Source organism: Labrenzia sp. VG12 (assembly GCF_002237595.1).
Classification (GTDB): domain Bacteria; phylum Pseudomonadota; class Alphaproteobacteria; order Rhizobiales; family Stappiaceae; genus Roseibium.
In genome coordinates, this window is the sequence record NZ_CP022529.1 from 4,617,833 (window position 1) to 4,642,198 (window position 24,366).

23 protein-coding genes are annotated in these 24,366 nt (G+C 60.2%); 9 read left to right on the forward strand and 14 right to left on the reverse strand.

The features are described from left to right. Positions 1 to 55 precede the first annotated feature (55 nt). Together CHH27_RS21385 and CHH27_RS21390 are read right to left on the reverse strand one after the other, a co-directional pair. Entirely contained in the window at positions 56 to 781 is a 726-nt protein-coding gene (locus CHH27_RS21385; protein WP_094073390.1) for a GGDEF domain-containing protein, read from the reverse strand. Positions 782 to 1,521: 740 nt separating this feature from the next. Continuing rightward, positions 1,522 to 2,094 carry a TetR/AcrR family transcriptional regulator gene (locus CHH27_RS21390; RefSeq protein ID WP_094073391.1) on the reverse strand — a complete coding sequence of 191 codons (573 nt, stop codon included), beginning with the start codon at positions 2,092 to 2,094 and terminating at the stop codon, positions 1,522 to 1,524. Positions 2,095 to 2,205: 111 nt separating this feature from the next. Between CHH27_RS21390 and CHH27_RS21395 the strand changes: the two genes are divergently transcribed. Next, positions 2,206 to 3,102 carry a DMT family transporter gene (locus CHH27_RS21395; protein ID WP_094073392.1) on the forward strand — a complete coding sequence of 299 codons (897 nt, stop codon included), beginning with the start codon at positions 2,206 to 2,208 and terminating at the stop codon, positions 3,100 to 3,102. A 324-nt stretch (positions 3,103 to 3,426) separates the two neighbouring features. Here CHH27_RS21395 and gyrB read toward each other — a convergent pair whose 3' ends face one another. The 5 genes from gyrB to CHH27_RS21420 all read right to left on the reverse strand — a co-directional run bounded on the left by gyrB (position 3,427) and on the right by CHH27_RS21420 (position 10,562). After that, positions 3,427 to 5,880 (reverse strand): DNA topoisomerase (ATP-hydrolyzing) subunit B, encoded by a 2,454-nt coding sequence (gene gyrB, locus CHH27_RS21400; protein ID WP_198338267.1) that lies wholly within the window; start codon positions 5,878 to 5,880, stop codon positions 3,427 to 3,429. Between the two features lie 132 nt (positions 5,881 to 6,012). Further along, complete coding sequence (gene recF, locus CHH27_RS21405; protein ID WP_094073393.1) at positions 6,013 to 7,161, reverse strand: DNA replication/repair protein RecF; 1,149 nt, start codon at positions 7,159 to 7,161, stop codon at positions 6,013 to 6,015. Between the two features lie 37 nt (positions 7,162 to 7,198). After that, the gene (gene dnaN, locus CHH27_RS21410; protein WP_094073394.1) at positions 7,199 to 8,317 is read right to left on the reverse strand and encodes a DNA polymerase III subunit beta; all 1,119 of its coding nucleotides are present in this window, start codon (positions 8,315 to 8,317) and stop codon (positions 7,199 to 7,201) included. A gap of 168 nt (positions 8,318 to 8,485) precedes the next feature. Then, entirely contained in the window at positions 8,486 to 9,967 is a 1,482-nt protein-coding gene (gene dnaA / locus CHH27_RS21415; protein ID WP_094073395.1) for a chromosomal replication initiator protein DnaA, read from the reverse strand. Between the two features lie 154 nt (positions 9,968 to 10,121). Then, positions 10,122 to 10,562: a rhodanese-like domain-containing protein gene (locus CHH27_RS21420; protein ID WP_208988318.1), complete on the reverse strand. Its 441-nt coding sequence runs from the start codon at positions 10,560 to 10,562 to the stop codon at positions 10,122 to 10,124. Positions 10,563 to 10,825: 263 nt separating this feature from the next. Here CHH27_RS21420 and CHH27_RS27775 point away from each other — a divergent pair, with 263 nt between their 5' ends. After that, positions 10,826 to 11,056, forward strand: coding sequence for a hypothetical protein (locus CHH27_RS27775; protein WP_157739030.1), 231 nt, complete (start codon positions 10,826 to 10,828; stop codon positions 11,054 to 11,056). A 151-nt stretch (positions 11,057 to 11,207) separates the two neighbouring features. On the opposite strand, the gene rpsT is transcribed toward CHH27_RS27775, so the two are convergent. From rpsT to mutM, 3 genes are all read right to left on the reverse strand, one after another. Next, on the reverse strand, positions 11,208 to 11,474 hold the full coding sequence (gene rpsT / locus CHH27_RS21425; RefSeq protein WP_094073396.1) for a 30S ribosomal protein S20: 267 nt from the start codon (positions 11,472 to 11,474) through the stop codon (positions 11,208 to 11,210). Between the two features lie 175 nt (positions 11,475 to 11,649). After that, the gene (locus CHH27_RS21430; RefSeq protein WP_094073397.1) at positions 11,650 to 12,423 is read right to left on the reverse strand and encodes an enoyl-CoA hydratase; all 774 of its coding nucleotides are present in this window, start codon (positions 12,421 to 12,423) and stop codon (positions 11,650 to 11,652) included. Between the two features lie 139 nt (positions 12,424 to 12,562). Next, on the reverse strand, positions 12,563 to 13,456 hold the full coding sequence (gene mutM, locus CHH27_RS21435; protein ID WP_094073398.1) for a bifunctional DNA-formamidopyrimidine glycosylase/DNA-(apurinic or apyrimidinic site) lyase: 894 nt from the start codon (positions 13,454 to 13,456) through the stop codon (positions 12,563 to 12,565). Positions 13,457 to 13,685: 229 nt separating this feature from the next. On the opposite strand from mutM, the gene ubiE reads away from it, so the two are divergent. Further along, the gene (gene ubiE, locus CHH27_RS21440; RefSeq protein WP_208988999.1) at positions 13,686 to 14,435 is read left to right on the forward strand and encodes a bifunctional demethylmenaquinone methyltransferase/2-methoxy-6-polyprenyl-1,4-benzoquinol methylase UbiE; all 750 of its coding nucleotides are present in this window, start codon (positions 13,686 to 13,688) and stop codon (positions 14,433 to 14,435) included. Between the two features lie 3 nt (positions 14,436 to 14,438). Continuing rightward, complete coding sequence (ubiB, locus tag CHH27_RS21445) at positions 14,439 to 16,019, forward strand: 2-polyprenylphenol 6-hydroxylase (RefSeq protein WP_094073399.1); 1,581 nt, start codon at positions 14,439 to 14,441, stop codon at positions 16,017 to 16,019. A 53-nt stretch (positions 16,020 to 16,072) separates the two neighbouring features. Here the strand turns inward: ubiB and CHH27_RS21450 are convergent, their stop codons facing one another. Further along, positions 16,073 to 16,705: a GntR family transcriptional regulator gene (locus CHH27_RS21450; protein WP_094073400.1), complete on the reverse strand. Its 633-nt coding sequence runs from the start codon at positions 16,703 to 16,705 to the stop codon at positions 16,073 to 16,075. A gap of 87 nt (positions 16,706 to 16,792) precedes the next feature. On the opposite strand from CHH27_RS21450, the gene CHH27_RS21455 reads away from it, so the two are divergent. After that, complete coding sequence (locus CHH27_RS21455; protein WP_094073401.1) at positions 16,793 to 17,263, forward strand: OsmC family protein; 471 nt, start codon at positions 16,793 to 16,795, stop codon at positions 17,261 to 17,263. A gap of 121 nt (positions 17,264 to 17,384) precedes the next feature. After that, complete coding sequence (locus CHH27_RS21460) at positions 17,385 to 17,987, forward strand: hypothetical protein (RefSeq protein ID WP_094073402.1); 603 nt, start codon at positions 17,385 to 17,387, stop codon at positions 17,985 to 17,987. A gap of 105 nt (positions 17,988 to 18,092) precedes the next feature. Here CHH27_RS21460 and CHH27_RS21465 read toward each other — a convergent pair whose 3' ends face one another. The 3 genes from CHH27_RS21465 to CHH27_RS21475 all read right to left on the reverse strand — a co-directional run bounded on the left by CHH27_RS21465 (position 18,093) and on the right by CHH27_RS21475 (position 19,996). After that, on the reverse strand, positions 18,093 to 18,362 hold the full coding sequence (locus CHH27_RS21465; RefSeq protein WP_157739031.1) for a hypothetical protein: 270 nt from the start codon (positions 18,360 to 18,362) through the stop codon (positions 18,093 to 18,095). Positions 18,363 to 18,478: 116 nt separating this feature from the next. Then, positions 18,479 to 19,102 carry an alpha-ketoglutarate-dependent dioxygenase AlkB gene (locus tag CHH27_RS21470; RefSeq protein ID WP_094073404.1) on the reverse strand — a complete coding sequence of 208 codons (624 nt, stop codon included), beginning with the start codon at positions 19,100 to 19,102 and terminating at the stop codon, positions 18,479 to 18,481. Between the two features lie 21 nt (positions 19,103 to 19,123). Further along, entirely contained in the window at positions 19,124 to 19,996 is an 873-nt protein-coding gene (locus CHH27_RS21475) for a hypothetical protein (RefSeq protein ID WP_208988319.1), read from the reverse strand. Positions 19,997 to 20,287: 291 nt separating this feature from the next. Here CHH27_RS21475 and dnaK point away from each other — a divergent pair, with 291 nt between their 5' ends. The 3 genes from dnaK (at position 20,288) to CHH27_RS21490 (ending at position 24,288) form a co-directional block, all read left to right on the forward strand. After that, the gene (gene dnaK, locus CHH27_RS21480) at positions 20,288 to 22,207 is read left to right on the forward strand and encodes a molecular chaperone DnaK (RefSeq protein ID WP_094073405.1); all 1,920 of its coding nucleotides are present in this window, start codon (positions 20,288 to 20,290) and stop codon (positions 22,205 to 22,207) included. Positions 22,208 to 22,367: 160 nt separating this feature from the next. Further along, positions 22,368 to 23,498: a molecular chaperone DnaJ gene (gene dnaJ / locus CHH27_RS21485; protein WP_094073406.1), complete on the forward strand. Its 1,131-nt coding sequence runs from the start codon at positions 22,368 to 22,370 to the stop codon at positions 23,496 to 23,498. Positions 23,499 to 23,625: 127 nt separating this feature from the next. Next, positions 23,626 to 24,288: a class I SAM-dependent methyltransferase gene (locus CHH27_RS21490; RefSeq protein ID WP_094073407.1), complete on the forward strand. Its 663-nt coding sequence runs from the start codon at positions 23,626 to 23,628 to the stop codon at positions 24,286 to 24,288. The last annotated feature ends 78 nt before the right edge of the window (positions 24,289 to 24,366 follow it).

Here is a 24,366-nt window from a genome sequence, read left to right on the forward strand (position 1 = left end):
AGACAAACCGGCAGTCTCGCCGATGCCAGTTACTTTCAGGCACTGCGGACACAGGTCATGAGGCTGGCTCGGACGGCTGTGTTTCGCTGACCTCGACGCGGTTGCGGCCCTTGCTTTTGGCGCGGTAAAGCGCCTTGTCTGCCCGGTTCAGCGCAGCATCAATCGGTTCGTTGTCGTGACGATAGCCGACGCCGATTGAAATGGTGCAGCTGATCGTATCGGGGCCGGCATCAAGCGCGGTCTTTTCGATCGCGCAGCGTATGGTCTCCGCAACATCACGCCCTTTTGTGACGGGCAGGTTCGGAAAGAACATGGCGAATTCCTCGCCGCCGAGCCTTGCGATTTCGCCAAAGGGTCTGGCTGTCTCCGACATGACGTCCGTCACCAGCCTGATGACGGAATCGCCAACCTGGTGACCGTAGGTGTCGTTGATCGATTTGAAACTGTCGATATCCAGCATCAACACGGTTCCGCCGACATTCTGTTGGCGGGCTTCGAACAGGTCGAAGAACGCGGTCCGGTTCAGGAGTCCGGTCATGCTGTCATGAAGCAGCAGATGTTCGAGCCGGAGGTTGGATCGGTGCAGGGCCAGTATCATGTTGCCGGCCCAGAGCGACGCAAAGGGAGCGATCATCAGGGGCACGAGTGTCGCGGGCCACACGCTGACCCAGTTGAGGCCGGCCGGCGACACAAAATGCGTGGCCACCAGCGACACCAACACGGATGCAGCGGAGACGAGCACGACCTGCGCCCATTTTTCCTTTTCGCTCCTGACCCGCATTTTCCGGACTTCTGCTCGAAAGTGTTGTGGCCATCATTGGCGCGCCACGGCGATGGAGCCATGGTCTGCGTCAGTTGGACTGTCCCGCCGCAACATTTAAAAATCGCTAACCGCGCAATGGATGGCGATCTGGGCAGCGCAAACTCATGGGCTTTAGATCCGATCCGGAAACCGACAGGACCCGGCTGGTTGTTCGGTGGGCGACGTCCGCGCGGGGGAGGTGGCACAGACCGCCGCACTGGCGGCGTCTGCCTGGAAGGGTAAGACCGGCAGGAGAAGTCAGGCTTCCAGGGTCCGACAAGACCCGCAACCTGCCACCACGTCAGGCAGGCTGCTGGTGCCTGTCCGAGCCGTAGTCCTTCGTGAAGGTGTATGGGTGCGAGGCGCAATATGTGTTTCCACACTCCTGTAGGTGAGCGTGTAATGTTTCGTTTTAGCTGTAGTAAAATTAGTTGGTTGGAGAGTGTTTTATTCGAAGTTGTTTTCGAGAGCCTGGCGCAAATAAAATCGCGTACGCACCGTTAAAGGCTAATCCAGGAGATTAATACTTGGCTCTCCGAGCCTCAAGCACAGAAAATTGGAAAATGGGTGCTTACAATGGGAGTAAATGTGTAATGCAATGAATTCATAATATGAGCGGGAAGCGGACGTTTGCTGCGGGTTGAACGAATATCCGTACTGCGGACTCAACGGATTTTCAAAGTCAGAGCCCAAACATCGGGCCTCGCTTCATCTAAGTTCTATCGCGACAACGGTCGCGCCAAATGGATGAGTTGATCAATTGTCTCAGATAAATGGTTTGGGTTACCAGTGGCGCGCGAGACCATCATGGCTCCTTCCATGCTGGACACAAACGTCTTCGCGAATGCAATTGGGTCAAGGTCGGGTCTAATCTCGCCGTTTTGCTGTCCTGTTTGGAGAACCGCACTTAGCCATTCATGATGCCCCAGAAAGAACTTTTCGACTTCGGCATTGATCGACGGTGGGAGCGTTGCGGCATCCGATGCGAGGACACCGCCCAGACAGACGCTTCCCTTGTCTTTGAGCATGGCAACAAACAGGTTGCCGTAGGCTGCGAGGAGCCCAGGCGCGTCTGGTGCCGACAAATCCGCCAAAGCCGTTAAGCACCACTCTCGGTAATCCTTTGCAGCGGCCTCGGCTAAATCTCCCTTGGTTGGATAGTGGTAATGAATACTCGCGCTCTTAATGCCTACTTCGGCGGCAATGTCGCGGAAGCTAAACCCGTTATAGCCCCGCTCCATCATAACTCTGCGGGCAACGAGCAGTATCTCAGATGCTTTTTCGTTTCCCATCAGTCCGTCAGCCCAAGACTTCCATCAAGTATTTGATAGGGGCTTGATTGGGGGCGGGTCAAGCGGATAGGAAATTGTCTATCAAGTACTTGATAGGCAATGTGAGTGCCGATGAAACAATCAACTACCGAAACGTTCGCGATGGTGTCAGTCGCAGCAGCAGGTGTTGCATGGGGCATTTTCTGGATCCCATTGAGAGCGCTGGATGACGCAGGAGTCGTCGGAGCCTGGGCCGTTGTCTTTTTCTACGTGCTGCCCGCGCTTCTGCTATTGCCCATCATTTTCCTTCGCCACCGTCAAATCGTGGTCGGTGGCTGGCCTTTGCAAGTCGCCGGGATGCTCGCGGGTGTCGCACTCGTTTGCTACGCGGGAGCTCTCATCTTCACCGAGGTCGTCCGAGCAACGCTGTTTTTCTATCTGACACCAATCTGGAGCACAGTGTTGGCGCGAATTGTGCTGAGGGAGCCCATTACAATGCCCCGTTGGGCAACCATTGGCTTGGGTTTGCTGGGGCTCTTGATCATCGTGAGAGCCGACAAAGGGATCAGCGGTGGTCTTAGCGCTGGCGACTGGATGGGGATTGCCGGGGGGCTCATCTGGGCCGCCGCCGCGGTGGTCATGAAATCAGACAAAGACGGAAACGGAATCGATTTCACGCTGTCCTATTTTGCCTGGGGGAGTGTCGCGGCGCTCCTTTTGCTCATCGTCCCATTGGATGGCACTGGGGAAATACCGGATTGGGAAACGATGCGAAGCGTTTTACTTTGGATGGTCCCGGTGACACTCCTTTTGGTTATTCCCCCTGCATTCGCGATAATGTGGGGTGCAACGGTTCTTAGCCCCGGTCTGATCGCAATCCTTTTCATGACAGAAATCAGTGCTGCCGCGATAACGGCTGCAATCTGGGCGGGCGAACCATTTGGGTTTAGGGAATTGGCAGGGGTCATCTTGATTTCTGCTGCCGGAATCTTTGAACCGGTTCTAAACTGGTACCGCGGTAGAACCTGAAAGAACGGACATCCAGGCAAACCCCATCATTTGGGAGGTGAGGGCTCGGAGCCGACGTTCACCGCACACGCTCACAGCGTCGGCTTCGGGCCGAAATAGGTCCTTGATCAACGAATGGTCGGCAATGCAGGGCATGATTTTCCGGATCGACTCGTAATCCGAAAACACATTTCAGGGTGAGGGGAAACTCATGTCACAACAACTCAGGCAGTGTATTAGTTTCCGCCTAAGTTGTTGTAATTTATGAAGACAGGTTTATGTCATCCCGCCTCTTCGCGAAATTGTATGCGCCCGGCGCAACTTTATGGGCTTCCCTACGCTCCGTCAGATATCCAGGTTCGCCACGGCGAGCGCGTTGTCCTGGATGAACTCGCGCCGCGGGTCGACTTCATCGCCCATCAGCTTGGTGAAGATGTCGTCGGCGTCGTCCGCCTCTTTCACCTTGACCTGCAGCAGGGAGCGGACATTCGGATCGAGTGTCGTTTCCCAGAGCTGTTCCGGGTTCATCTCGCCGAGACCTTTGTAGCGCTGCAGCGAAATGCCTTTTTGCCCCAGGGCGTAGACATTGGCCAGCAATGCACGCGGACCGCGAATTTCGGTCGGAACGTCCTTGCGGCGCAGCAGGGCCGCCTTGCCATAGACTTCATTCAGATGGGCCGCATGGGCGGCCAACCGGCGGGCATCCGTGGATCCGAGCAGAGCCGGATCGATCGTGGCGGCTTCTTCAACGCCGCGAACGGTGCGCTTGAACACCAGACTACCGTCTTCCAGGGCCTCGCCGGTCCAGCCGCGTTCGAATTCGTCCGCCAGAATGTCCATGCGCCGGGCGATATAGGCCGCGGCCTCTTCAGCCTTGGCACGATCTTCCAGGATGTCGGTGTTGAGCGCGCCGGCAATGGCCGCCTGTTCGACCACATCGCGGTTGTAGCGCGAATGCAGGCCGTCGAAAATGTCAGAGATGGTCCTGGCCGTTTCCACCACCGTGAGCAGGTCCTGGCCGGAGCGAACCTCACCATTCGCCAGCTCAAGCGTGGTGTCCCCGAGGCCCTGGCCGATCAGATAGTCTTCCAGCGCCAGCTGGTCCTTCAGGTATTGTTCTGACTGACCGCGCTTGACCTTGTAGAGCGGCGGCTGCGCGATATAGACATAGCCGTTTTCGATCAGTTCCGGCATCTGCCGGAAGAAGAAGGTCAGAAGCAGGGTCCGAATGTGGGCACCGTCCACGTCAGCATCGGTCATGATGATGATCTTGTGGTAGCGCAGCTTCTCGATGTTGAATTCTTCCTTGCCGATCCCGGTGCCGAGCGCGGTGATCAGGGTGCCGATCTCGTTGGAAGACAGCATCTTGTCGAACCGGGCCCGTTCCACGTTCAGGATCTTGCCGCGCAGCGGCAGCACGGCCTGGTTCTCCCGGTGCCGGCCCTGCTTGGCCGAGCCGCCTGCGGAATCACCCTCCACCAGGAAGAGTTCGGCCTTGGAGGCATCGCGTTCCTGGCAATCGGCGAGTTTTCCGGGCAGCGAGGCGATATCCAGCGCACCTTTGCGCCGGGTCAGTTCACGCGCCTTGCGGGCAGCTTCGCGGGCAGAAGCTGCTTCCACCACCTTGGAGACGATGGCCTTGGCCGGCGCCGGGTTCTCTTCCAGCCACTCGCTCAGGGTCTGGGAAATCAGGTTCTCGACGACCGGGCGCACCTCGGAGGAGACCAGCTTGTCCTTGGTCTGGGAGGAGAATTTCGGATCCGGCACCTTGACCGACAGAACGCAGGTCAGGCCTTCGCGGCAATCGTCGCCGGAGAGCGAGACCTTTTCCTTTTTCATCAGGCCCGTGGCTTCGGCATAGCCGGTCACCTGACGGGTCAGGGCTGCCCGGAAGCCGGCCAGGTGCGTGCCGCCGTCCCGCTGGGGAATGTTGTTGGTGAAACACAGCACATGCTCGTGATAGCTGTCGTTCCACCACATGGCCGCCTCGACCGTGATGCCGTCTTTCTCCGCGCTCATCGTGACCGGGTCCTCGATCAACGGATGCTTGGCCCGGTCCAGATAGCGCACGAAAGCTTCAAGGCCGCCTTCGTAGTAGAGTTCCTCGACAACATCTTCCACGCCGCGCTTGTCGGTCAGGATGATGCGTACGCCGGAATTGAGGAAGGCGAGTTCCCGCAGGCGGTGTTCCAGCGTGTTGAAATCGAACTCGGTCTTGCTGAAGGTTTCCGGGGACGGCAGGAAGGTGACTTCGGTGCCCTTCTGGCCGTTGGCCGGACCGACCACTTCCAGCGGGCCCTGGGAATCCCCATGCGCGAAGGTCATGTGGTGTTCCTGGTCGTTCCGCCAGATGCGCAGCTCCAGCTTGGTCGACAGGGCATTCACGACCGAGACACCGACGCCGTGCAGGCCACCGGACACCTTGTAGGAATTCTGGTCGAACTTTCCGCCCGCATGCAGCTGGGTCATGATGACCTCGGCGGCGGAAACGCCTTCTTCCGGGTGCAGGTCGGTCGGGATGCCGCGGCCGTTGTCGGAGACGGTCACGGAGCCATCCGGGTTCAGCGTCACGGTGACATGGTCGGCGTGGCCGGCCAGGGCTTCGTCGATGGCGTTGTCCACGACTTCGTAGACCATGTGGTGCAGGCCGGAACCGTCATCGGTGTCGCCGATATACATTCCGGGCCGTTTACGGACCGCGTCGAGGCCTTTCAGGACCTTGATGCTGTCAGCGCCATATTCGGCACCGCCTTCGTTTTCGGGGGTCTCAATCGGCTCGGATGTGGACATGTCGCTCATGCGAATCAATCACCAGTCATTCTATCTTTTCTAACCCCGTTATACGGGGTTCCGGCGGGGGTTCAACCACGCCGGAGCCGCTGACAAGCCAGCGAAGGGATAATGGTGGAAAACCATAAGATTTCGGCGGATTTAAGGGCCTGTCGGTCCCTTTAGAAGATGGCCATGATGGTCCCGGATTTCAAACACCTGGGCATCCTCGGGCAGGGCGCTGAAAAGACCCTCGTCCGTCCCGGTCATGAAAACTTGCCCGCCTAAGGAATTCAGCTTGGCGAACAGGGCGGCCCGGCGGTCCGGATCCAGGTGCGCAGCGACTTCGTCGAGCAAGAGGACCGGCGTCATTCCGGAGACCTTGGACGTCAGTTCGGCATGCGCCAGAACCAGACCGATCAGAAGCGCCTTCTGCTCTCCGGTGGAGGATTGAGCCGCCGGCATCGACTTGGCCGCATGGGTCACTTTCAGGTCGCTCAGGTGCGGACCGTTCAGGGTCCGGCCGGCGGCGCGGTCGCGCGGACGGCCTTCCTTCAGGAGCAGCCGGTAATGGTCTTCCCGGTCCGATGCACTGAGGCCGAGGGTCTCGGCTTCAAAGGCGCCTTCGAGCGCGATGCCTGCGTGGGGAAAGGGCAAGCCCTGCGCGGCCTGTTCGGCAATCATGCCGGAGAGCAGGCCGACCGTGTCGCCACGTGCGATGGAGACCGCGGTGCCGAGTTCTGCCACCTGCAATTCCAGTGCGGACAGGAAGGCGTCGCTGCCGCCCTGGTCGAGCAGCCGGTTGCGTTGGCGCAGCGCGTTTTCAAAATCGCTGACCCGGCGCCCGTGTGCCGGATCGATGGCCAGCGTCAGCCGGTCGAGAAACCGGCGCCGCTCGGAGGCCGCACCGGTGAAAAGGCCGTCCATGGACGGGACCAGCCAGAGCACCCGCATATAGTCGAGCAGGCTTTCCGAACCACGCACGTCTTCACCGTCAATCCGCACCTTGCGCCCGGTGCCGCCGGTGGCCAGCCCGGTTCCGATCCTGGTTTCCAGGCCGTCCAGCAGAACGGTGGCAGCCACGCTCCAGCTGCCGTCACCCTCCTTGCGGGCAATGTCGGCAAGTGTCGCCCGGCGCAGACCGCGCCCGGCTGTCAGGAACGAGATGGCTTCCAGGATATTGGTCTTGCCGGCGCCGTTGGCGCCGACAAAGGCGACCAGTTTGGCGGCGAGACCCAGCGAAAGGGTCTCGTAATTGCGGAAACCGGTCAGGGACAGACGGGTCAGCCGCGCCGTCCTGAATTCTGTCATGACCGTGTTTCCGCCTTCAGAATGTCACCGGTCCGGGTCAGACCCGCATCGGCATCAGAACGAACAGGCAGTCATCGACGGTGTTGTCCTGGATCAGGGTTGGCGAGCCGCTGTCGGCCAGCCGGAACAGGGCCGTGTCGCTTGACAGCTGATTGGCAATATCGAGCAGGTACCGCGAGTTGAAGCCGATTTCCAGGTCTTCCGCGTCATACTCGACGGCCAGTTCTTCCGTCGCGCTGCCCGAATCCGGGTTGTTCACGGTGAGCACCATGCGGCTATCGCTCAGCGAGATCTTCACGGCCCGGCCGCGCTCGGAGGAAATTGTCGAGACGCGGTCGACGGCTTCCTTGAACTCGTCCCGGTCGACGCGCATTTCCTTGTCGTTGCCCTGCGGGATCACCCGGCCGTAATCCGGGAAGGTGCCGTCGATCAGTTTGGATGTCAGGATGACGGAACCGGTGGTCAACCGGATCTTGGTGTCGGACAGTTCGATCTGAACGTTGGCTTCCGGGTCTTCCAGCAGTTTCTGGATCTCACCTACCGTCTTGCGCGGCACGATGATGCCCGGCATGCCGGCAGATCCCGACGGGGCAGGCACTTCAGCCTGGGCCAGACGGTGGCCGTCGGTGGCAACGGCACGGAACTGCTGGCCATTGGCCGCGTCGACCGTGTGCAGGTAGATCCCGTTCAGGTAATAGCGGGTTTCCTCAGTCGAGATCGCAAACTGGGTGGTGTCGATCAGCTTGCGGATATCGGCGGCCGTCAGAGCAAAGCCATGACTGAAATCGCCGGCCGTCAGGTCCGGGAAATCCGCTTCCGGCAACATCTGCAGCGTGAATTTCGAACGGCCGGCCCGGATTTCCAGCGTGGCGTTGTCGCCGGTGGTCTCCAGAACCACCTGCGAGCCTTCGGGCAGCTTGCGCACGATGTCGTAGAACATGTGCGCCGGCACCGTGGTGGCGCCCGGCATTTCGATCATGGCGGGCACGGTTTCGACGATTTCGAGGTCGAGGTCGGTTGCCTTCAGATTGATGGCGCCGCCGTCAGCCCGCAGCAGGACATTGGACAGGATGGGAATGGTGTTTCGGCGCTCGACCACCCGGTGAACATGGGTCAAGGACTTGAGGAGGTCGGTCCGCTCGAGGGTCGCTTTCATTCACTCGTTCCGTACTCATGAAAAGCCGGACGGACGGTCCGGCGTAACTGGATTTGCTGGCTCCGGTGAGGAGCGGGGGGAAGACACTGCCCTTAACTTGGTGCAAAAGCAAGGGGGCGTTCCGCCGGAACGCCCCCAATTTAAGTTGAATATCGGGGAATTTAACCCTCAGGCGTCGAGCATGCGTTTCAGCAGTTCGAGCTCCTGCGCCAGAGAATAGTCTGCGCGGGCCATTTCCTCGATTTTCCGCACCGCGTGCAACACTGTCGTGTGATCCCTGTTGCCGAAGCGGCGGCCGATTTCCGGCAGCGAGCGCGGGGTCATCACCTTGGCGAGATACATGGCAATCTGACGTGGACGCACGATGGTGCGGGTGCGCCGGGCCGACAGCAGATCGGCCTTGGTGACGTTGTAGTGTTTCGACACCACCCGCTGGATGTCCTCGATCTTGACCCGGCGCGGTTCGCTGGAGCGAACCAGGTCGCGCAGTGTCATTTCCGCCATTTCCTGCGTGATCGGCTGATTGGTCAGCTGATTGTGTGCGATCAGGCGGTTGAGGGCGCCTTCCAGGTCGCGGCCCGAGGAGGCCACGTGACGGGCAACATAGTCGAGAACGCTGTCGGGCACGTCGAATTGCGGATAGGCCTTGCGGGCCGCTTCCACGCGGGACACCAGGATATTGCGCCGAAGCACGAAATCCGGTTCCTGGATGCCGACCACGAGACCGCCGGACAGGCGCGACCGGACCCGGTCGTCCAGGGTGTCCAGTTCGGATGGAGCCCTGTCGGCCGCAACGATCACCTGGCGCGCGCCGTCGATCAGCGCATTCAGCGTATGGCAGAATTCCTGCTGGACCTGTTTGCCGTGCAGAAACTGCATGTCGTCGATCAGCAGCAGGTCGATGGTCCGGAGGTTTTCCTTGAACGCAAGCGCGGACTGGGACTTCAGCGCCGTCACGAACTTGTACATGAAGTGCTCGGCCGTCAGGTAGAGCACCTTGCGGCCGCTCGCACGGGCTTTCGAGGCCACGGCCTGCATCAGATGGGTTTTGCCGAGACCCACGGACGCATGCAGGTAAAGCGGGTTGAACGTCACCGCGCCGCCGGCTGCGACCTGACGGGCAGCGGCCAGGGCCAGGTTGTTGGATTCCCCTTCAACAAACGTCTCGAACGTATATTTCGGGTCGAGCGCCGCACCCTGCAGCACATCCCGGGTGCTGTCGGAGCCGGCATCGCCGCGGCCGAGCGCGACAGCGGCAGTCGCCGCCTGGGCACGGGTCACATGAGCCGCATCGGCCAGCGTTTCGCGCTGGACTTCGTCAGCAGCTGCCTTCGCGCCGTCCGGGCCGGCCAGGCTCGGTTTTGCCACCGGTGCCTGACGCGGACGGATCGCACCGCGAACGGTCAGTTCGATGCGGTGTACATTGTCGCATTCGCGCTGCCACAGACCCATCAGCTGGTCATTGTAATTGTTCTGGATCCACTGCTTCAAAAACCGGGTCGGAACGGAAAGACGCACTGTGCCGTCCTGATGCTCTTCCAGATCAACGCGTGCGAACCAGCTGGTAAAAACATCGTCGCCCAGCTCCGCGCGGAGCTGTTTCTTGACCCGTTTCCATTGTTCGGAGCCGCCTGCCTCCTGAACCTGCATGTCATCTGCCTCCTGTACATATGAAGAACAGTCCGCCACAGCCGTTCTTCGACGCCTTGCTGCTTTTGCAGCTTTATAATGTCCCTTTTGGGACGGTTATTGGGTTGGCAAAGGGAGTGGTCCCATTGCCTGCCCCGCTTTTAGTGCGGGGAAACTAACTTTGAATCCAGGGCAGTCCGGCGGCCTTCCAACCGGACCGGGTTCCACGGTGGCCCGCCTCGTCAAGGGGGCCTTCGAAACCGTCTGAGATATTAAAGCACTTTTCGAAGCCGGCCTGTGTCAGGGCGATCGCTGCCGCCTGGCTCCGCGCTCCGGAGCGGCACAGAAAATAGATCGGCGCGCTCTGGTCAAGTCCTTTTTTGACCAACAGGTCCGAAACGGACTTTGCAAATTCCGGGTTCGGGCCGGAAGACGGAAAGCTCTGCCATTCCACCAGCACCGGTTCCTTGTCGAGCGGACGCAGGTCCGGAAGTCCGACAAAGGCCCATTCCGCCTGGGTCCGCACGTCGACAAGAACAGAGTGTTCCTGCCCGGAAAGCTTTTCGAAAGCCTCCTGCACGGTCACATTGCCAGCGTATCCACCGTCGATTTGCACAGCCGCCCCCTACAATAGCGAAGTGCTATTGTTGAATAATAGTTATCAAGTTTTCGGGAAGAAAAATTCAGTCCAGCGGGATGCTAGACACCGTCGGAAATGAATACGTTAATGTATTCATCCCACGGTCTATACGCCATGTGCTTAGCTATTTTTCGATTAAACTTATTCATTTTGATCCAAGCACCGTTTTTAGGTTGTTCGCTGGTCTTTCGTGCCAGCCGTATTGTTAATATACAGACCGCGACCGGCGGGGCAACCGCGTGTTTTGGCGATTGCCGGGAAGTGGCGGTTTTGGTGCCCATGTTGAGGCGTTTTGCCTTCTGACCGGCGAGAGAGCAAATGCTTTTTACGGCAATGACTTTTTGCCCTCGGCGGCTTTGTCACATTTAAAAAACCACCTTTTCAAAAAAAATTTCGGAACAGATACCTTGACTCGTATCGAATCCGGTTTGATCGGCTTTGCTTCGGCCTACATGTTTGTAAGAGGCTGAAAAACAAGCGTTTTTTATGACAGCATAATACTCGGTAGAAATCGCAATATTGCCCGTTTAGGTTGCCGGATTTGATCATCCACAAAATTGCGTGGCTAAAAAAAACCCGGCACGCTGGCCGGGTCTTTTTAACGCTCATGTGACGGTTGGGTTACGCGCCAAGTGCCTTGATACGGGCATTGAGACGGGAAACCTTCCGGGACGCCGTGTTTGCATGCATCACGCCCTTGGAGGCAGCGCGCATGATTTCCGGCTGTGCAGCCTTGAAGGCTTCATTGGCAACAGCCTGGTCGCCGGAGGCAATCGCCTCTTCAACCTTGCGCAGGTAGGTGCGCACGCGGCTGCGGCGGTTCTTGTTCGTGGCCGTCTGGCGGGCAATCTTGCGGGCCGCCTTCTTGGCCGATGGTGTGTTGGCCATGGGCTCAATCCTGATCGGTAATTGGGACTAGTGTCCGGTGGCGATCGGGACCAAGGCACGAGGGCAGCAAGACCCGATCAAAAAACAACGGCGGCGGAAATCCGCCACCGATTGGGCGCTGCTTATAATCGCGCCTGCGCCTGTCGTCAACGGCTTTGTCGCTGTTTGACCGATATTATTTGTTCCGGAAATCCGGGGAACGCTTCTCGGTAAAGGCGGTCATGCCTTCATTCTGATCTTCCAGCGCAAACAGGGCCTGGAAGACGCGCCGCTCGAAGCGGACACCTTCGGCAAGGGTCGTTTCATAGGCCCTGTCGACGCTCTCCTTGGCCATCAAGACGACCGGGAGCGAGAAATCTGCGATCTTGTCCGCCGCCTTGAGCGCTTCTTCCAGCAGATCGTCTGCGGGAACGATCCGGCTGACGAGCCCGCTGCGCTCGGCTTCTTCGGCATCCATCATGCGCCCGGTCAGAACCATTTCCATGGCTTTGGACTTGCCGACAAAACGGGTCAGCCGCTGCGTGCCGCCCGCACCCGGAATAACACCGAGCGTGATCTCCGGCTGGCCGAACTTGGCCGTGTCCGCAGCAATGATGAAATCGCAAAGCATGGCCAGCTCGCAGCCACCACCAAGTGCATAACCTGCAACAGCGGCAATGATCGGCTTGCGGTTGCGCGACACCCGGTCGAAGGGCGTGATCAGGTCGGTCTGGTAGGCCGTGGCGAAATTATGGGGCTGCATCTCCTTGATGTCGGCGCCCGCGGCAAAGGCCTTTTCCGAGCCGGTGATGACCACGCAGCCGATCCGGTCATCTGCGTCGAAACCGTCAAGGGCCGTGCCGAGCTCGGCAATCAGGTCCGAGTTCAGCGCATTCAGGGCCTTTGGCCGGTCCAGCGTGATCAGTCCGACTTTGCCGCGCTTTTCAACACGGATGTTCTCATATCCCATTCGCCCGCTCCCAATAGTGGGGCCCTTGGACCATCAGGACCGCAGTATGCGGACGTGACACGGCGAGGTCCCCGAATAACTGAATTTGATGCGTCATGCCTAGCCGACCAACGGCAGGTCCGCAAGCTTGGCCGAACGGTCAGGTCTGGCAGCCGGGGCAATGGAAGGTCGACCGGTTGGACTGGACCAGACGCTGGATCGTGCCGCCGCATCCCGGCGTGCGGCATGGTTCGCCTTCCCGGTCGTAAACCGCGAAGGAATGCTGGAAATAGCCGAGTGTGCCGTCCGCCTGGGTGTGGTCACGCAAGGAGGATCCACCTGCACGGATGGCGTCCTGCAGCGTTTCCCGGATGTTGGCGGCAAGGGCCTCGGCCTTTTTGGTCGGCCGGCCTGATTTGGTGACCAGGGACCCGGCCGCACGCTCCGGGCTGAGCCCGGTGCGCCAGAGCGCTTCACAGACATATATATTGCCCAGGCCCGCTATCAGTTTCTGATTGAGAAGCGCCGCCTTCAGGTTGCTCTTGCGACCGGCAAAGAGATTGGCCAGCGTCTGGCCGCTGAGGTCATTGCCGAGTGGTTCCATGCCAAGGTCGCGGAAGAACGGGTGCTCCGCGAGCGAGGGCCGGGCAATCAGATCGATGAAGCCGAAGCGGCGTGGGTCATTGTAGAGTATACGGGCCTGTGTGCCGGTTTCCGTTTCCAGATGGAACACGACATGATCGTGTTTGGGGTCCTTGCTGCGATCATGCGCGAAGTTGCCGGGCACCTCTCCCAGCTCACCGCTTTCGATCCGGAAAGAGCCGGACATGCCCAGATGCATCACCAGCACGTCGCCGCTATCGATATCGCCGAGCAGATATTTGGACCGACGGGACAGCGCGGTCAGCCTGCGGCCTGTCAGGCGATCGACGAAGTTTTCCGGAAAGGGGAAGCGCAGATCCGCCCGGTTCTGGTCCACCCGGGTGATGAGTGCGCCCTCAAAGGTGGGCGCAAGACCGCGCCTGACGGTTTCAACTTCCGGCAATTCGGGCATCTGAGATCTGGTATCCGCGCTTGGGGCAGGCTATAGGCCTGCGGCATATAGGTTTTGGTCGCCGGCAAAGATAGCGCTCGCCGGGCGCTTGTACTATGGTCCGGCCACTTTTACGACAGATATTCACGATGACCCGTGCAGCCGGTTCAAGGTGGCGGGATCCGGAGACGCATTGATGACGCAGCAGGCGCAGGGACAATCGGGCACGGCCGGCCGGGCACCTGAGGACATGCCGACCAGCTTTGGCTTCACCAGGGTTGCCGAGGGGCGGAAACAGGCCCTTGTGGACGATGTCTTTCACAAGGTGGCAGAGCGCTACGACCTGATGAACGACATGATGTCGGGCGGCTTTCACCGGGTGTGGAAGGATGCGATGGTGTCGTTCCTGGCGCCGCCGAAAGCCCCGACCTCCGACTGGAGGCTGCTGGACGTCGCCGGCGGCACCGGCGACATCGCGACGCGTGTCGTCAATCGCTCCGGCGATACCGTCAAGGCAACGGTCTGCGACATCAACAATTCCATGCTTCAGGTGGGGCGCGACCGTGCCGAAAAGGCCGGATTGTCCGACCTGATCACCTTTTCGCAAGGAAATGCCGAAGAACTGCCCTTTCCGGACAAGAGCTTTGACGCCTACACGATCGCCTTCGGCATTCGCAACGTGCCGGACATCCCGAAAGCCCTGCGCGAAGCGCGCCGGGTTCTGAAACGTGGCGGCCGGTTCCTGTGCCTGGAGTTTTCCGAGGTCGACGTGCCGGTGCTGGACAAGGTCTATGACACGTTTTCTTTTGGCGCGATCCCGGCCATGGGCCGCTGGGTCACCGGGGACGGCGACCCTTACCAGTATCTGGTGGAATCGATCCGCAAGTTTCCGAACCAGGAACGCTTTGCCGACATGATCCGCGAGGCCGGATTTGAGCGGGTTGGCTTCAGAAACTACTCCGGCGGCATTGCCGCCCTGCATTACGGTTGGAAGTTCTGATCGATGGCGCTTCCGGTGATGCCTTTTCTCCGCCTCGTCCGGGCAGGTTTCGTCATGGCGCGCGAGGGTGTGTTCGGCCTGGTGCATCTGCCGGACCTGCCGGCCGCACCGCGCATGGCGATTGCCATGGCCCGGCTTCTGGAGCGTCGGTCGGTCAAGGCCAAGAGCGCCGATCTGCGCCTCTCCGACGCGCTCAACAAGCTGGGGCCCTCCTACGTCAAGCTGGGCCAGTTCCTGGCAACCCGGGCGGACGTGGTTGGCAAGGAAGCCGCACGTGAACTGTCTGCCCTGCAGGACCGGCTGCCGGCGTTCGATCACGAGGCCGCCAGGTCGGCGGTGGCGGAGCAGCTGGGCCGGCCGGTCGACGAGATCTTTGTCGAGTTTGGCGAAGCCGTGGCCGCCGCTTCCATTGCCCAGGTGCATCCGGCAGTCGTGCGCGACCGGGACGGCAACGAGCACAAGGTCGCGGTCAAGGTTTTGCGGCCCGGCGTGTCACGCCGGTTCAAGCGCGATCTTGAAAGCTATTATCTGGTTGCGCGGCTTGCAGAGCGGTTCCATCCGCCCTCGCGGCGGCTGCGACCGGTCGCCGTGGTCGACACGCTGGCCCAGTCCGTCGCAATTGAAATGGACTTCCGGCTCGAGGCAGCCGCTCTTTCGGAGATGGGTGAGAACATTGCCGAAGATCCCGGGTTCCGGGTCCCGCAAGTCGACTGGATCCGCACCTCCAAAGGGGTGCTCACCATGGAATGGATCGACGGCCGGAAGATGTCCGACGTCGAGGGCCTGGAAGCCGACGGCCATGATCTGGAGGCGCTTGGCGCCGCCGTCATTCAGAGCTTCCTGCGGCACACGCTCCGGGACGGCTTTTTTCATGCCGACATGCACCAGGGCAATCTGTTCGTCGAACCTGACGGAACGCTTGTGGCCGTCGACTTCGGTATCACCGGCCGGCTGAACACCCGCGAACGCCGGTTCCTGGCCGAGATCCTGTTCGGCTTCATCACCCGCAACTATAAACGCGTCGCCGAAGTGCATTTCGAGGCCGGTTATGTGCCCGCTGACCAGGACGTCGACATGTTCGCCCAGGCCATCCGCGCTATTGGTGAGCCGATCCACGGTCACGATGCCAGCGAAATCTCCATGGCGCGTCTGCTGACCCAGTTGTTCGAAGTCACCGAACTCTTCGAAATGCGCACCCAGACCCAGTTGATCATGCTGCAGAAGACCATGGTGGTGGTCGAGGGTGTTGCGCGCTCGCTCAATCCGAACCTCGACATGTGGAGGACAGCCGAGCCGGTTGTCGGGTCTTGGATCAAGGACAATCTCGGTCCTGTCGGCAAGTTGCGCGACGCCGGAGACGCGCTGGGGGCACTGGCCCGGATTGCCAACGACCTGCCGTTTTTCGCCGACCGCATCGGCCGCATGTCCGAAGAGCTGGAAAAGATGACGATGAGCGGCCTTCGCTTCGACGCGCAGACGGCCGAAGCCATCGGCAAGGCGGAAGCGCATCACAGCCGGTCCGGACGGCTGGCCTTGTGGGTCATCGCAGCCTGCGCAGTTGCCTCGGTCTACCTGCTGGCTTGACGAAGGTCTGGCCGCTCAGATCCGTGTCCGGCCCCGGAGACGGCACGTCACAGTCAGGTGCCGGGGTCTCCGGGCAGGGCCGACACAAGTGTCTGGCGTGCGCCTTCGATATGGTCTGACAGCAAAGCCACGGCGGTGTCGACCGATCGTGCGTGACAGGCTGCGACAATCTTTTCGTGGTCCTGCAGCCATTTTCCCGTTCGCGACGGCAGGATGCCGTAACCGGCAATGTGAATGCGGCACGTGCGGCGCAGATCCTCAATCATGGCAAGCTGCCGCATCCGCCCGGCCGGCAGATAGAGCGTCCGGTGAAAGAGCCAGTCGCCCTCGGCCCAGCAGCTTCCACCCGCATCGACATTGGAATGCGCAAGGGCCGCGTCAATGCGGTCCAGATCAGCCGGTGTGAGGTGGCCGATGGCTTGTCTCAGGCAGTCGGTCTCCAGAAGCAGGCGCAGATCGAAAACCTCGTCAATCTCTTTCCGGTTCAGGCAAATGATGCGGGCGCGCCGGTTGGGGACATGCTCGATCAGTCCTCTTGAGGCCAGCAGCTGCAGTGCATCGCGCACCGGGATCCGGCTGACGGCAAACCGTACGGCGATGTCTCCCTGCTTCAGGTCTTCGCCGGGTTTGAAGACCCCGTTCAGGATATCCGCCTCGACGGCGGCAGCGATGGTCTCAGCGGACATGAGGGCTCCTTCCCCGTCCGCCTATAAGCGGCTTGACAGGAGCGTGCAAATGAAAAATGTATAAATGTATACATTTTGGAGACTGCAATGACGGCCGAACACAGCTACACCTCTCAGATCACCTGGACCGGCAACCGCGGTGAGGGCACAAGAACCTATCGCGGTTACGATCGGACCTGGGAGATCCGGACGCCCGGAAAACCGCCGGTCGCCTGTTCCAACGATCCATTGCTCGGCGGCGATCCGGCGCTGCACAATCCGGAAGACCTGTTGCTGGCCGCGCTTTCCAGCTGTCACATGCTCTGGTACCTGCATCTGGCCAGCACTGCCGGTATTGCCGTTCAGTCTTATGAAGACCGACCGGTCGGTATCGGGGAGACGGAACAATCGGGCGCCGGACGGTTCTTGAAAGCTGTGCTGAAGCCGACGATCACCGTGCCCGCCGGGGCCGACCTGGCCAGGGCCGACGCCATCCATCACGAGATTCACAAGGTCTGCTTCATCGCCCGGTCAGTGAGTTTTCCGGTGAGCTTTGAGGCAAGCTATTTGACTGATTGAGGACGCTGGTAGAGAAGCCTTGCCGGAGTTGGTTGACAAATACCGGTGAGGCAATTGATCTGTGGCAGTTGCGCGCATCAGCCTTGCGTAACATGACTAGAGGTTTGCTACCTTACCGGACATGGTCGACTTTTTTGATATTGAACAAATATGCCTTCGGGCAAAGGGACTGGAGCCTGGCCCGGTCGCACCCGAGGAGGTCGAGTTTGCTCGAAATCTCCTGCGAGGCCGGGAGGGAGATATCGTTGGAGCGATCTATGTCGTCGGTCTGAGCGGCAACAAAGGCGATGCGGCGCTTCTGGAAAGCTATTTGCACGGGGACGAAAACAACATCTATGCCGAATATGCACTGAAGGCCTTGTGCTGTTACCTCGGGCTGGTTGATCGGTACCGTCCCCTGCTGCGCCTCTGGATGCAGGAGACGGAGCTGGACGGCGACCGTCGTATGGCCGCCATCCAGTTGGCGGCTGAGTATTTTGCAGGGTTCGAGGACAATGAATTGGGGCGCTATCTTGTCGACGTACTTTGTAACCTGGAAGACAGCTGCCGCAGATCCGTCCGCTCGGTTTTTGTGAACATCCTCGACCTGACGAACCAACTCGAGGATCCGTATGGCACAGCGTTTGACGACTGGGATGAGGACACGACCCTTATTGTGCAGACCGCTGCACAGAAGTTTGGATACCGCGATCTGAAAATTTTGCACCGGCGTGCCTTGAACTAGGACGTTGCCTGGGCCGGTGGTGGCATGTTGAGCGCGCTGAAAGTGCCCAGGAACGTTCCGTCCGGAAAATTTCTGTTTTGCTTGCGCCACTGCCTGTCTCTGCTTTTAGCCGGCGCGTGGAAAGTGTTCGCGCCGGGAGAGCCGTTGTTTCAGGTTCTGGAAGGCGGTCTGCCAGATTTCGGTGTCTTTAAAGGCAACGAGGCCGGCTGCTTCGACGGCGTCGCGCGCTTCAGGCGACCAGTCACTTGTCTCAAATGAGGCATGCAAGCTTCTCAAGCCCTGCAGGCGGGTGAGCAGGCTGCCGGTATGGAGTTTCTCCAGGTCTTCCGGTGGTACAGGCTTCATGGTCTTGAGAGTTGCGATAGACTTGCTCACAAGGTCCTGCATTCCGAATGAAATTGGAACCGGGCGAAATCCTGCGCCCGTGCCGAGGGAGGTTCTGGCGGAAACACTTTTCTGTGCGATCTGTCAGCTTGAGATGCCCCTTTTCCTCAGGCCGCTGTCACCCGCCGCAGGGTCAGATTGATCCGGCCACCGTTTTTCAGGAGTGTGGACGTGCCAGCAAGCACCCGGTCGATGCCGTGATAGGCAAGACGGGCCTCGCCGCCAAGCACGACCACGTCGCCGGAGTTCAGCCGGAACGAGCGGGTCGGGTCCTTGCGGTTCGTGCCACCGACGCGGAACGTGGCGGTGTCGCCGAGTGAGACGGAAATCACCGGCGCATCGAACATGTCCTCGTCCCGGTCCTGGTGCTGGCCCATGCGGGCGCTGGCTTGGTAAAAATTGATCAGGCAGGCTTCGGCCGGCGGTGCGTCCGGCGCCAAGGTCGACCAGAGGTCTTTCAGCTGATCCGGCATGGCAGGCCAGGGACGACCGGTGTCCGGATGCAGCGGCTGGTAGCGGTAGCCTTTGATGTCCGACACCCATCCGAGCGGGCCGCAATTGCTCATCTTCACCGAAAACGGTTTGCCCGTCCGCGGCATGGCGGGTTGATAGAGCGGCGCCTCGGCAACCACCGACCGCACAGCTTCAAGAAGCGCTTCCTGGGAAGCCCGGGCGAAATACTCCGGCAGATAGCGAAGACCGGAATGGTCGTTGAACGTGATGTCCTGCATCAGGCCTTGTAGCGCGAATGTTCAGCTGCCGCAGCCCCCGCAGCCGGATCCGCACCCTGACCCGCCATCTCCACCGCCGCCGCACCCTGATCCGCAACCGGAGGACTTGCCGGCGGCCTTGTTGAGGAGGGCGGCCAGAACGGCCGCAATGATGAAGACACCGACGGCGAACCAGAAAGTGTGTTCAAGCGCCCAGTGCCAGACCATGCTGTTGGCCATTTCCAGATAGGTATCACCTTCCGGAGTGCCGTGCGCCATCGCCAGCCCCGTGCCGAACAGGGCGGCGGCAAGCGCAAGAACCGCTCCATAAACCCGCAGGGGAACCTTTGCCAGTTGTCGAAATCCAGCTCTGGCGAAAACCGGCCATCCTGGCTTTGGCAACAGCCAGACATCCCGGACATTCACCCGCCTGAAATGCGGAGCCCGGCCGAAGCGGATTGTTTCGTCGGGCCAGATGTCATCTGGTGGCTCGCCGAATTCGGCCCGGTAGAGATTTAGCGTCTGCGCATAGGTCTGTCTGAACAGTCTTGCCTGGTCCGGCCCGCCCTTGGTTGGCATGTGATGCAGCGCGCCGCCAAGCGCGTCCTTGAAAGGCCCCCAGTAGTGCCGGGTATAGGTCAGGTGCAGGTGCCAGGCCTGATCGACTTCATCACTGGGCGTGACCATGCCTTGTCCGAGACGGCTTAGATAGGCAAAACGCTGGTATTCGGTGATTACCTGCTGCGCGAACGGCACCGTCCAGCCATTGTCGCGGGCAAGCCGGTGCGAGAAGGGAAGGTCAGCGTCAACGACGTCCGGATGACATGCCGCGATCCGGCTCCACAACGCGGGCTCTCTCAAAACAGCCTCCTCGGTCTGGGTGTCGATTGATATGAACTTGAAGGCTACCGGCAAAGCCTTTCCGAAATGCGAAACGGTTTGGTCCGCTGTGTTCACCGGCTTGTGGAAAGGCCTGGTGCCGGTAACCATTTCCAAAGAACTTCCGAAGAAACGCTCTGATTGCGTTCCGTGAGCCAGAGATGGCTTGCAGGCAAAGTTTCCTCCACCTATATAGCGGTCAAGCTTCGCGCCAAATCCTGAGGGCAACCTCCGGCGCGATGTCCGGGCAACTCCCGGAACCCAAGTGAGAGGAGCCGGATTGACGCCTTCATGGGTCCCTCCGGTTTGCTAGAAAGAGAGGCAGATATGGCAAAGGTCATTGGTATCGACCTCGGCACGACGAACTCGTGCGTCGCCGTCATGGACGGTAAAGATTCCAAAGTTATCGAAAACGCAGAAGGCGCCCGCACCACCCCTTCCATGGTGGCATTCTCCGACGACGGAGAGCGTCTTGTTGGCCAGCCGGCGAAACGCCAGGCGGTCACGAACCCGACCAACACCCTTTTTGCAGTCAAGCGCCTGATCGGCCGTCGTTTCGACGATCCGACCGTTGCGAAGGACCAGAAGCTGGTTCCGTTCGAAATCGTCAAGGCGGACAATGGCGACGCATGGGTGGAAGCGAGCGGTGAAAAATACTCCCCGTCGCAGGTCTCCGCGTTCATCCTTCAGAAAATGAAGGAAACCGCTGAAAGCTATCTTGGCGAGAGCGTAACCCAGGCGGTTATCACCGTTCCGGCCTACTTCAACGATGCTCAGCGGCAGGCGACCAAGGACGCCGGCAAGATCGCTGGTCTTGAAGTCCTGCGCATCATCAACGAGCCGACCGCGGCTGCGCTGGCATACGGCCTCGACAAGAACGACGGCAAGACCATCGCCGTCTACGACCTTGGCGGCGGTACATTCGACGTGTCCGTCCTGGAAATCGGCGACGGTGTCTTCGAAGTGAAGTCCACCAACGGCGACACCTTCCTCGGTGGTGAAGACTTCGACATGGTCCTGGTCGACTACCTGGCGTCCGAATTCAAGAAGGACCAGGGCATCGATCTGAAGAACGACAAGCTGGCTCTGCAGCGCCTCAAGGAAGCTGCCGAAAAGGCCAAGATCGAACTGTCGTCCTCGTCCCAGACCGAGATCAACCTGCCCTTCATCACGGCAGACGCTTCCGGTCCGAAGCACCTGACCCTGAAACTGACCCGGGCGAAATTCGAGTCGCTGGTCGAAGACCTGGTCAAGCGCACCATCGCACCGATGAAAGCCGCTCTGAAGGATGCCGGTCTTGCGCCCGGTGAAATCGACGAAGTGGTTCTGGTCGGCGGCATGACCCGCATGCCGAAGATCCAGGAAACCGTGAACACCTTCTTCGGCAAGGAGCCGCACAAGGGTGTGAACCCGGATGAAGTTGTGGCCATGGGTGCCGCGATCCAGGCCGGCGTTCTGCAGGGCGACGTCAAGGACGTTCTCCTGCTCGACGTGACCCCGCTGTCGCTCGGCATCGAGACCCTCGGTGGTGTCTTCACCCGCCTGATCGACCGCAACACGACGATCCCGACCAAGAAGAGCCAGGTGTTCTCGACCGCTGAAGACAATCAGACGGCCGTGACCATCCGTGTCTTCCAGGGTGAGCGTGAAATGGCTGCCGACAACAAGGTCCTCGGTCAGTTCGACCTGGTTGGCCTGCCGCCGGCACCGCGCGGCGTGCCGCAGATCGAGGTCACCTTCGACATCGACGCCAACGGCATCGTCAACGTGTCGGCCAAGGACAAGGGCACGGGCAAGGAACAGCAGATCCGCATCCAGGCCTCCGGTGGCCTCAGCGACAGCGACATCGACCAGATGATCAAGGACGCTGAATCCCACGCCGACGAGGACAAGAAGCGTAAGGAGTTGGTGGAAGCCAAGAACCAGGGCGAATCCCTGGTCCATTCCACCGAGAAATCGCTCAAGGACTATGGTGACAAGGTCACCGAAGACGACAAGTCCGCGATCGAAAGCGCTCTGGAAGCTCTGAAGTCCGCGCTTGAGGGCGAAGACCTTGAGGACATCAAGGCCAAGACCCAGGCTCTGGCCGAAGCGTCCATGAAACTTGGCGAAGCCATGTATCAGGCGGCTCAGGCCGATGCGGAAGCCGAAGGCGGCGAAGAGGCCGAAGCCAAGAAGGAAGACGACGATGTCGTCGATGCTGACTTCGAGGAAGTCAAGGAAGACGACGACAAGAAGTCCGCATAACAAACGTATCAGCCAGCCGGTTTCCGGCTGGCTGTCCTTATCCCGGCGCCGGCTGCTGATTGCCTGATGACAAGGGCACAAGTGCCCGGCGCCTTCGCCGTAATTGGCGCCGGCTCAGGCAGGGCTGCCAGCGGTGCAACAACAAGACCGAGAGATCTTGATGTCGAAACGCGATTTCTACGAGGTGCTGGGTGTTTCGCGCGAAGCGGACGAAAAGGCGCTGAAAAGCGCCTACCGCAAGATGGCCATGCAATACCACCCGGACCGCAATCCGGGCGATGCAGAGGCCGAGGCCCGGTTCAAGGAAGTCAACGAAGCCTATGACACGCTGAAGGACGGCCAGAAGCGAGCCGCCTATGACCGTTTTGGTCATGCTGCCTTTGAAAATGGCGGCTTTGGCGGCGGTGGCGGGGCCGGCGCCCATGATTTCTCCTCCACCATGTCGGACATCTTCGAAGAGTTCTTCGGCATGGGCGGTGGCGGCCGCCGGTCCGGTGGCCGCGAGCGCGGTGCCGACCTGCGCTACAATCTCGACATAACGCTGGAAGACGCCTTCGCCGGCAAGACGGTGGAAATCGAAGTTCCGACCAGCGTCACCTGCGACACGTGCACCGGTTCCGGCGCCAAGCCGGGCACCAGCCCGACCACCTGCCGCACCTGTGGCGGCTCCGGCCGCGTGCGTGCGGCCCAGGGCTTTTTCACGCTGGAGCGGACCTGTCCGAGCTGTCAGGGACGTGGTCAGGTCATCACCGATCCTTGTGAGGATTGCGGCGGCGCCGGGCGCAAGACCCAGGAGCGTACGCTCTCCGTCAACATTCCGGCGGGTATTGAAGACGGCACCCGCATCCGGCTGGCCGGCGAAGGGGAAGCCGGCGTGCGTGGCGGCCCGGCGGGTGACCTTTACATCTTCCTGTCGATCAGGCCGCACGATCTTTTCCAGCGTGACGGTGCCGATCTTTACTGCCGCGTGCCGATCTCCATGTCGACGGCAACGCTTGGCGGCCAGTTCGACGTTCCGACCGTCGAGGGGGCCACAAGCCGGGTCAAGGTGCCGGAAGGCACGCAGACCGGCAAACAGTTCCGGCTGCGCGGCAAGGGCATGCCGATCATGCGTTCCAGCCAGCATGGCGACATGTATATCCAGGTGACGGTGGAAACACCGACCAACCTGACCCGCCGCCAGCGCGAGCTCCTGGCGGAGTTCGAGAAGGAATCCTCCGGAGAAAATCATCCGGAATCCGCTGGCTTCTTTTCGAAGGTCAAGGACTTCATCGACAATCTCGGCGCCTGATTGCGCACACCGCATTCAAGGAACCTTGTGCAATTTAGCAGGGTAAAGGCGCGCATTGTGTGCGCTTGCCCATAGCATCTCCTTGCAATCGTTCCTATATTCCCAGCTCATGGGTGAGTGAGGACAGATGCAGAAACGCAATTTCAGCCGTCGGGATGCCCTTTGGGAGAAGTTTGAAAAGGCCAATGCCGTGCGGGCGAAGGTGCTGGATGAAGTGAAATTCATTCGCTCCTGGGCGCAGAACCCGCTCAGGACAGGCGCGGTCACACCATCCGGGCCTGAACTGGCAGCGAAGATGGCCTCTTATCTGGCACCGCGTCCGAATGCATCGGTTGTCGAGCTGGGCCCTGGAACCGGTGTCGTCACCAAGGCACTGTTTGACCGGGGCTATGCCCATTCGCAGCTGACACTCATCGAATATTGCCCGGAATTCTGTGAACTTCTGACGCGCCGTTACCCGGGGCTCAACGTGGTGCAGGGCGATGCCTATGCGCTGCGGGGCACGCTGTCCGCCGCAAACCGGCTTCCGGAAGGCAAGTCGGACGGCCGCCATTCCCTTGATGGCATTGTGTCGTCACTGCCCTTGCTGACCCGGCCTGAACCGGCCCGCAAGGCTCTGCTTGCCGAAGCGCTCGAACTGCTGAAACCCGGTGCACCGTTCATCCAGTTTTCCTACGGGCTGGTCGCTCCGGTCAAACCGGCGGGCCGGGGCATTTCTGTCTACAGTTCCGAATGGGTCTGGAAAAACCTGCCGCCGGCCAGGGTCTGGGTCTACCGCAAGGGGCACTGAGACCGGTTCTCCGGATTACCGGAGTGGCGGATTGGCCTTCAGGCCACGCAAGACGCCAGGCATGATATTTTTCCCGAG

Excerpts from the sequence above, each read along its gene's own strand:
- CHH27_RS21385 (WP_094073390.1), bottom strand. The coding sequence starts at position 781 with ATGCGGGTCAGGAGCGAAAAGGAAAAATGGGCGCAGGTCGTGCTCGTC.
- CHH27_RS21390 (WP_094073391.1), bottom strand. The coding sequence starts at position 2,094 with ATGGGAAACGAAAAAGCATCTGAGATACTGCTCGTTGCCCGCAGAGTT.
- CHH27_RS21395 (WP_094073392.1), top strand. The coding sequence starts at position 2,206 with ATGAAACAATCAACTACCGAAACGTTCGCGATGGTGTCAGTCGCAGCA.
- gyrB (WP_198338267.1), bottom strand. The coding sequence starts at position 5,880 with ATGAGCGACATGTCCACATCCGAGCCGATTGAGACCCCCGAAAACGAA.
- recF (WP_094073393.1), bottom strand. The coding sequence starts at position 7,161 with ATGACAGAATTCAGGACGGCGCGGCTGACCCGTCTGTCCCTGACCGGT.
- dnaN (WP_094073394.1), bottom strand. The coding sequence starts at position 8,317 with ATGAAAGCGACCCTCGAGCGGACCGACCTCCTCAAGTCCTTGACCCAT.
- dnaA (WP_094073395.1), bottom strand. The coding sequence starts at position 9,967 with ATGCAGGTTCAGGAGGCAGGCGGCTCCGAACAATGGAAACGGGTCAAG.
- rpsT (WP_094073396.1), bottom strand. The coding sequence starts at position 11,474 with ATGGCCAACACACCATCGGCCAAGAAGGCGGCCCGCAAGATTGCCCGC.
- CHH27_RS21430 (WP_094073397.1), bottom strand. The coding sequence starts at position 12,423 with ATGGGATATGAGAACATCCGTGTTGAAAAGCGCGGCAAAGTCGGACTG.
- mutM (WP_094073398.1), bottom strand. The coding sequence starts at position 13,456 with ATGCCCGAATTGCCGGAAGTTGAAACCGTCAGGCGCGGTCTTGCGCCC.
- ubiE (WP_208988999.1), top strand. The coding sequence starts at position 13,686 with ATGCCGACCAGCTTTGGCTTCACCAGGGTTGCCGAGGGGCGGAAACAG.
- ubiB (WP_094073399.1), top strand. The coding sequence starts at position 14,439 with ATGGCGCTTCCGGTGATGCCTTTTCTCCGCCTCGTCCGGGCAGGTTTC.
- CHH27_RS21450 (WP_094073400.1), bottom strand. The coding sequence starts at position 16,705 with ATGTCCGCTGAGACCATCGCTGCCGCCGTCGAGGCGGATATCCTGAAC.
- CHH27_RS21455 (WP_094073401.1), top strand. The coding sequence starts at position 16,793 with ATGACGGCCGAACACAGCTACACCTCTCAGATCACCTGGACCGGCAAC.
- CHH27_RS21460 (WP_094073402.1), top strand. The coding sequence starts at position 17,385 with ATGGTCGACTTTTTTGATATTGAACAAATATGCCTTCGGGCAAAGGGA.
- CHH27_RS21470 (WP_094073404.1), bottom strand. The coding sequence starts at position 19,102 with ATGCAGGACATCACGTTCAACGACCATTCCGGTCTTCGCTATCTGCCG.
- dnaK (WP_094073405.1), top strand. The coding sequence starts at position 20,288 with ATGGCAAAGGTCATTGGTATCGACCTCGGCACGACGAACTCGTGCGTC.
- dnaJ (WP_094073406.1), top strand. The coding sequence starts at position 22,368 with ATGTCGAAACGCGATTTCTACGAGGTGCTGGGTGTTTCGCGCGAAGCG.
- CHH27_RS21490 (WP_094073407.1), top strand. The coding sequence starts at position 23,626 with ATGCAGAAACGCAATTTCAGCCGTCGGGATGCCCTTTGGGAGAAGTTT.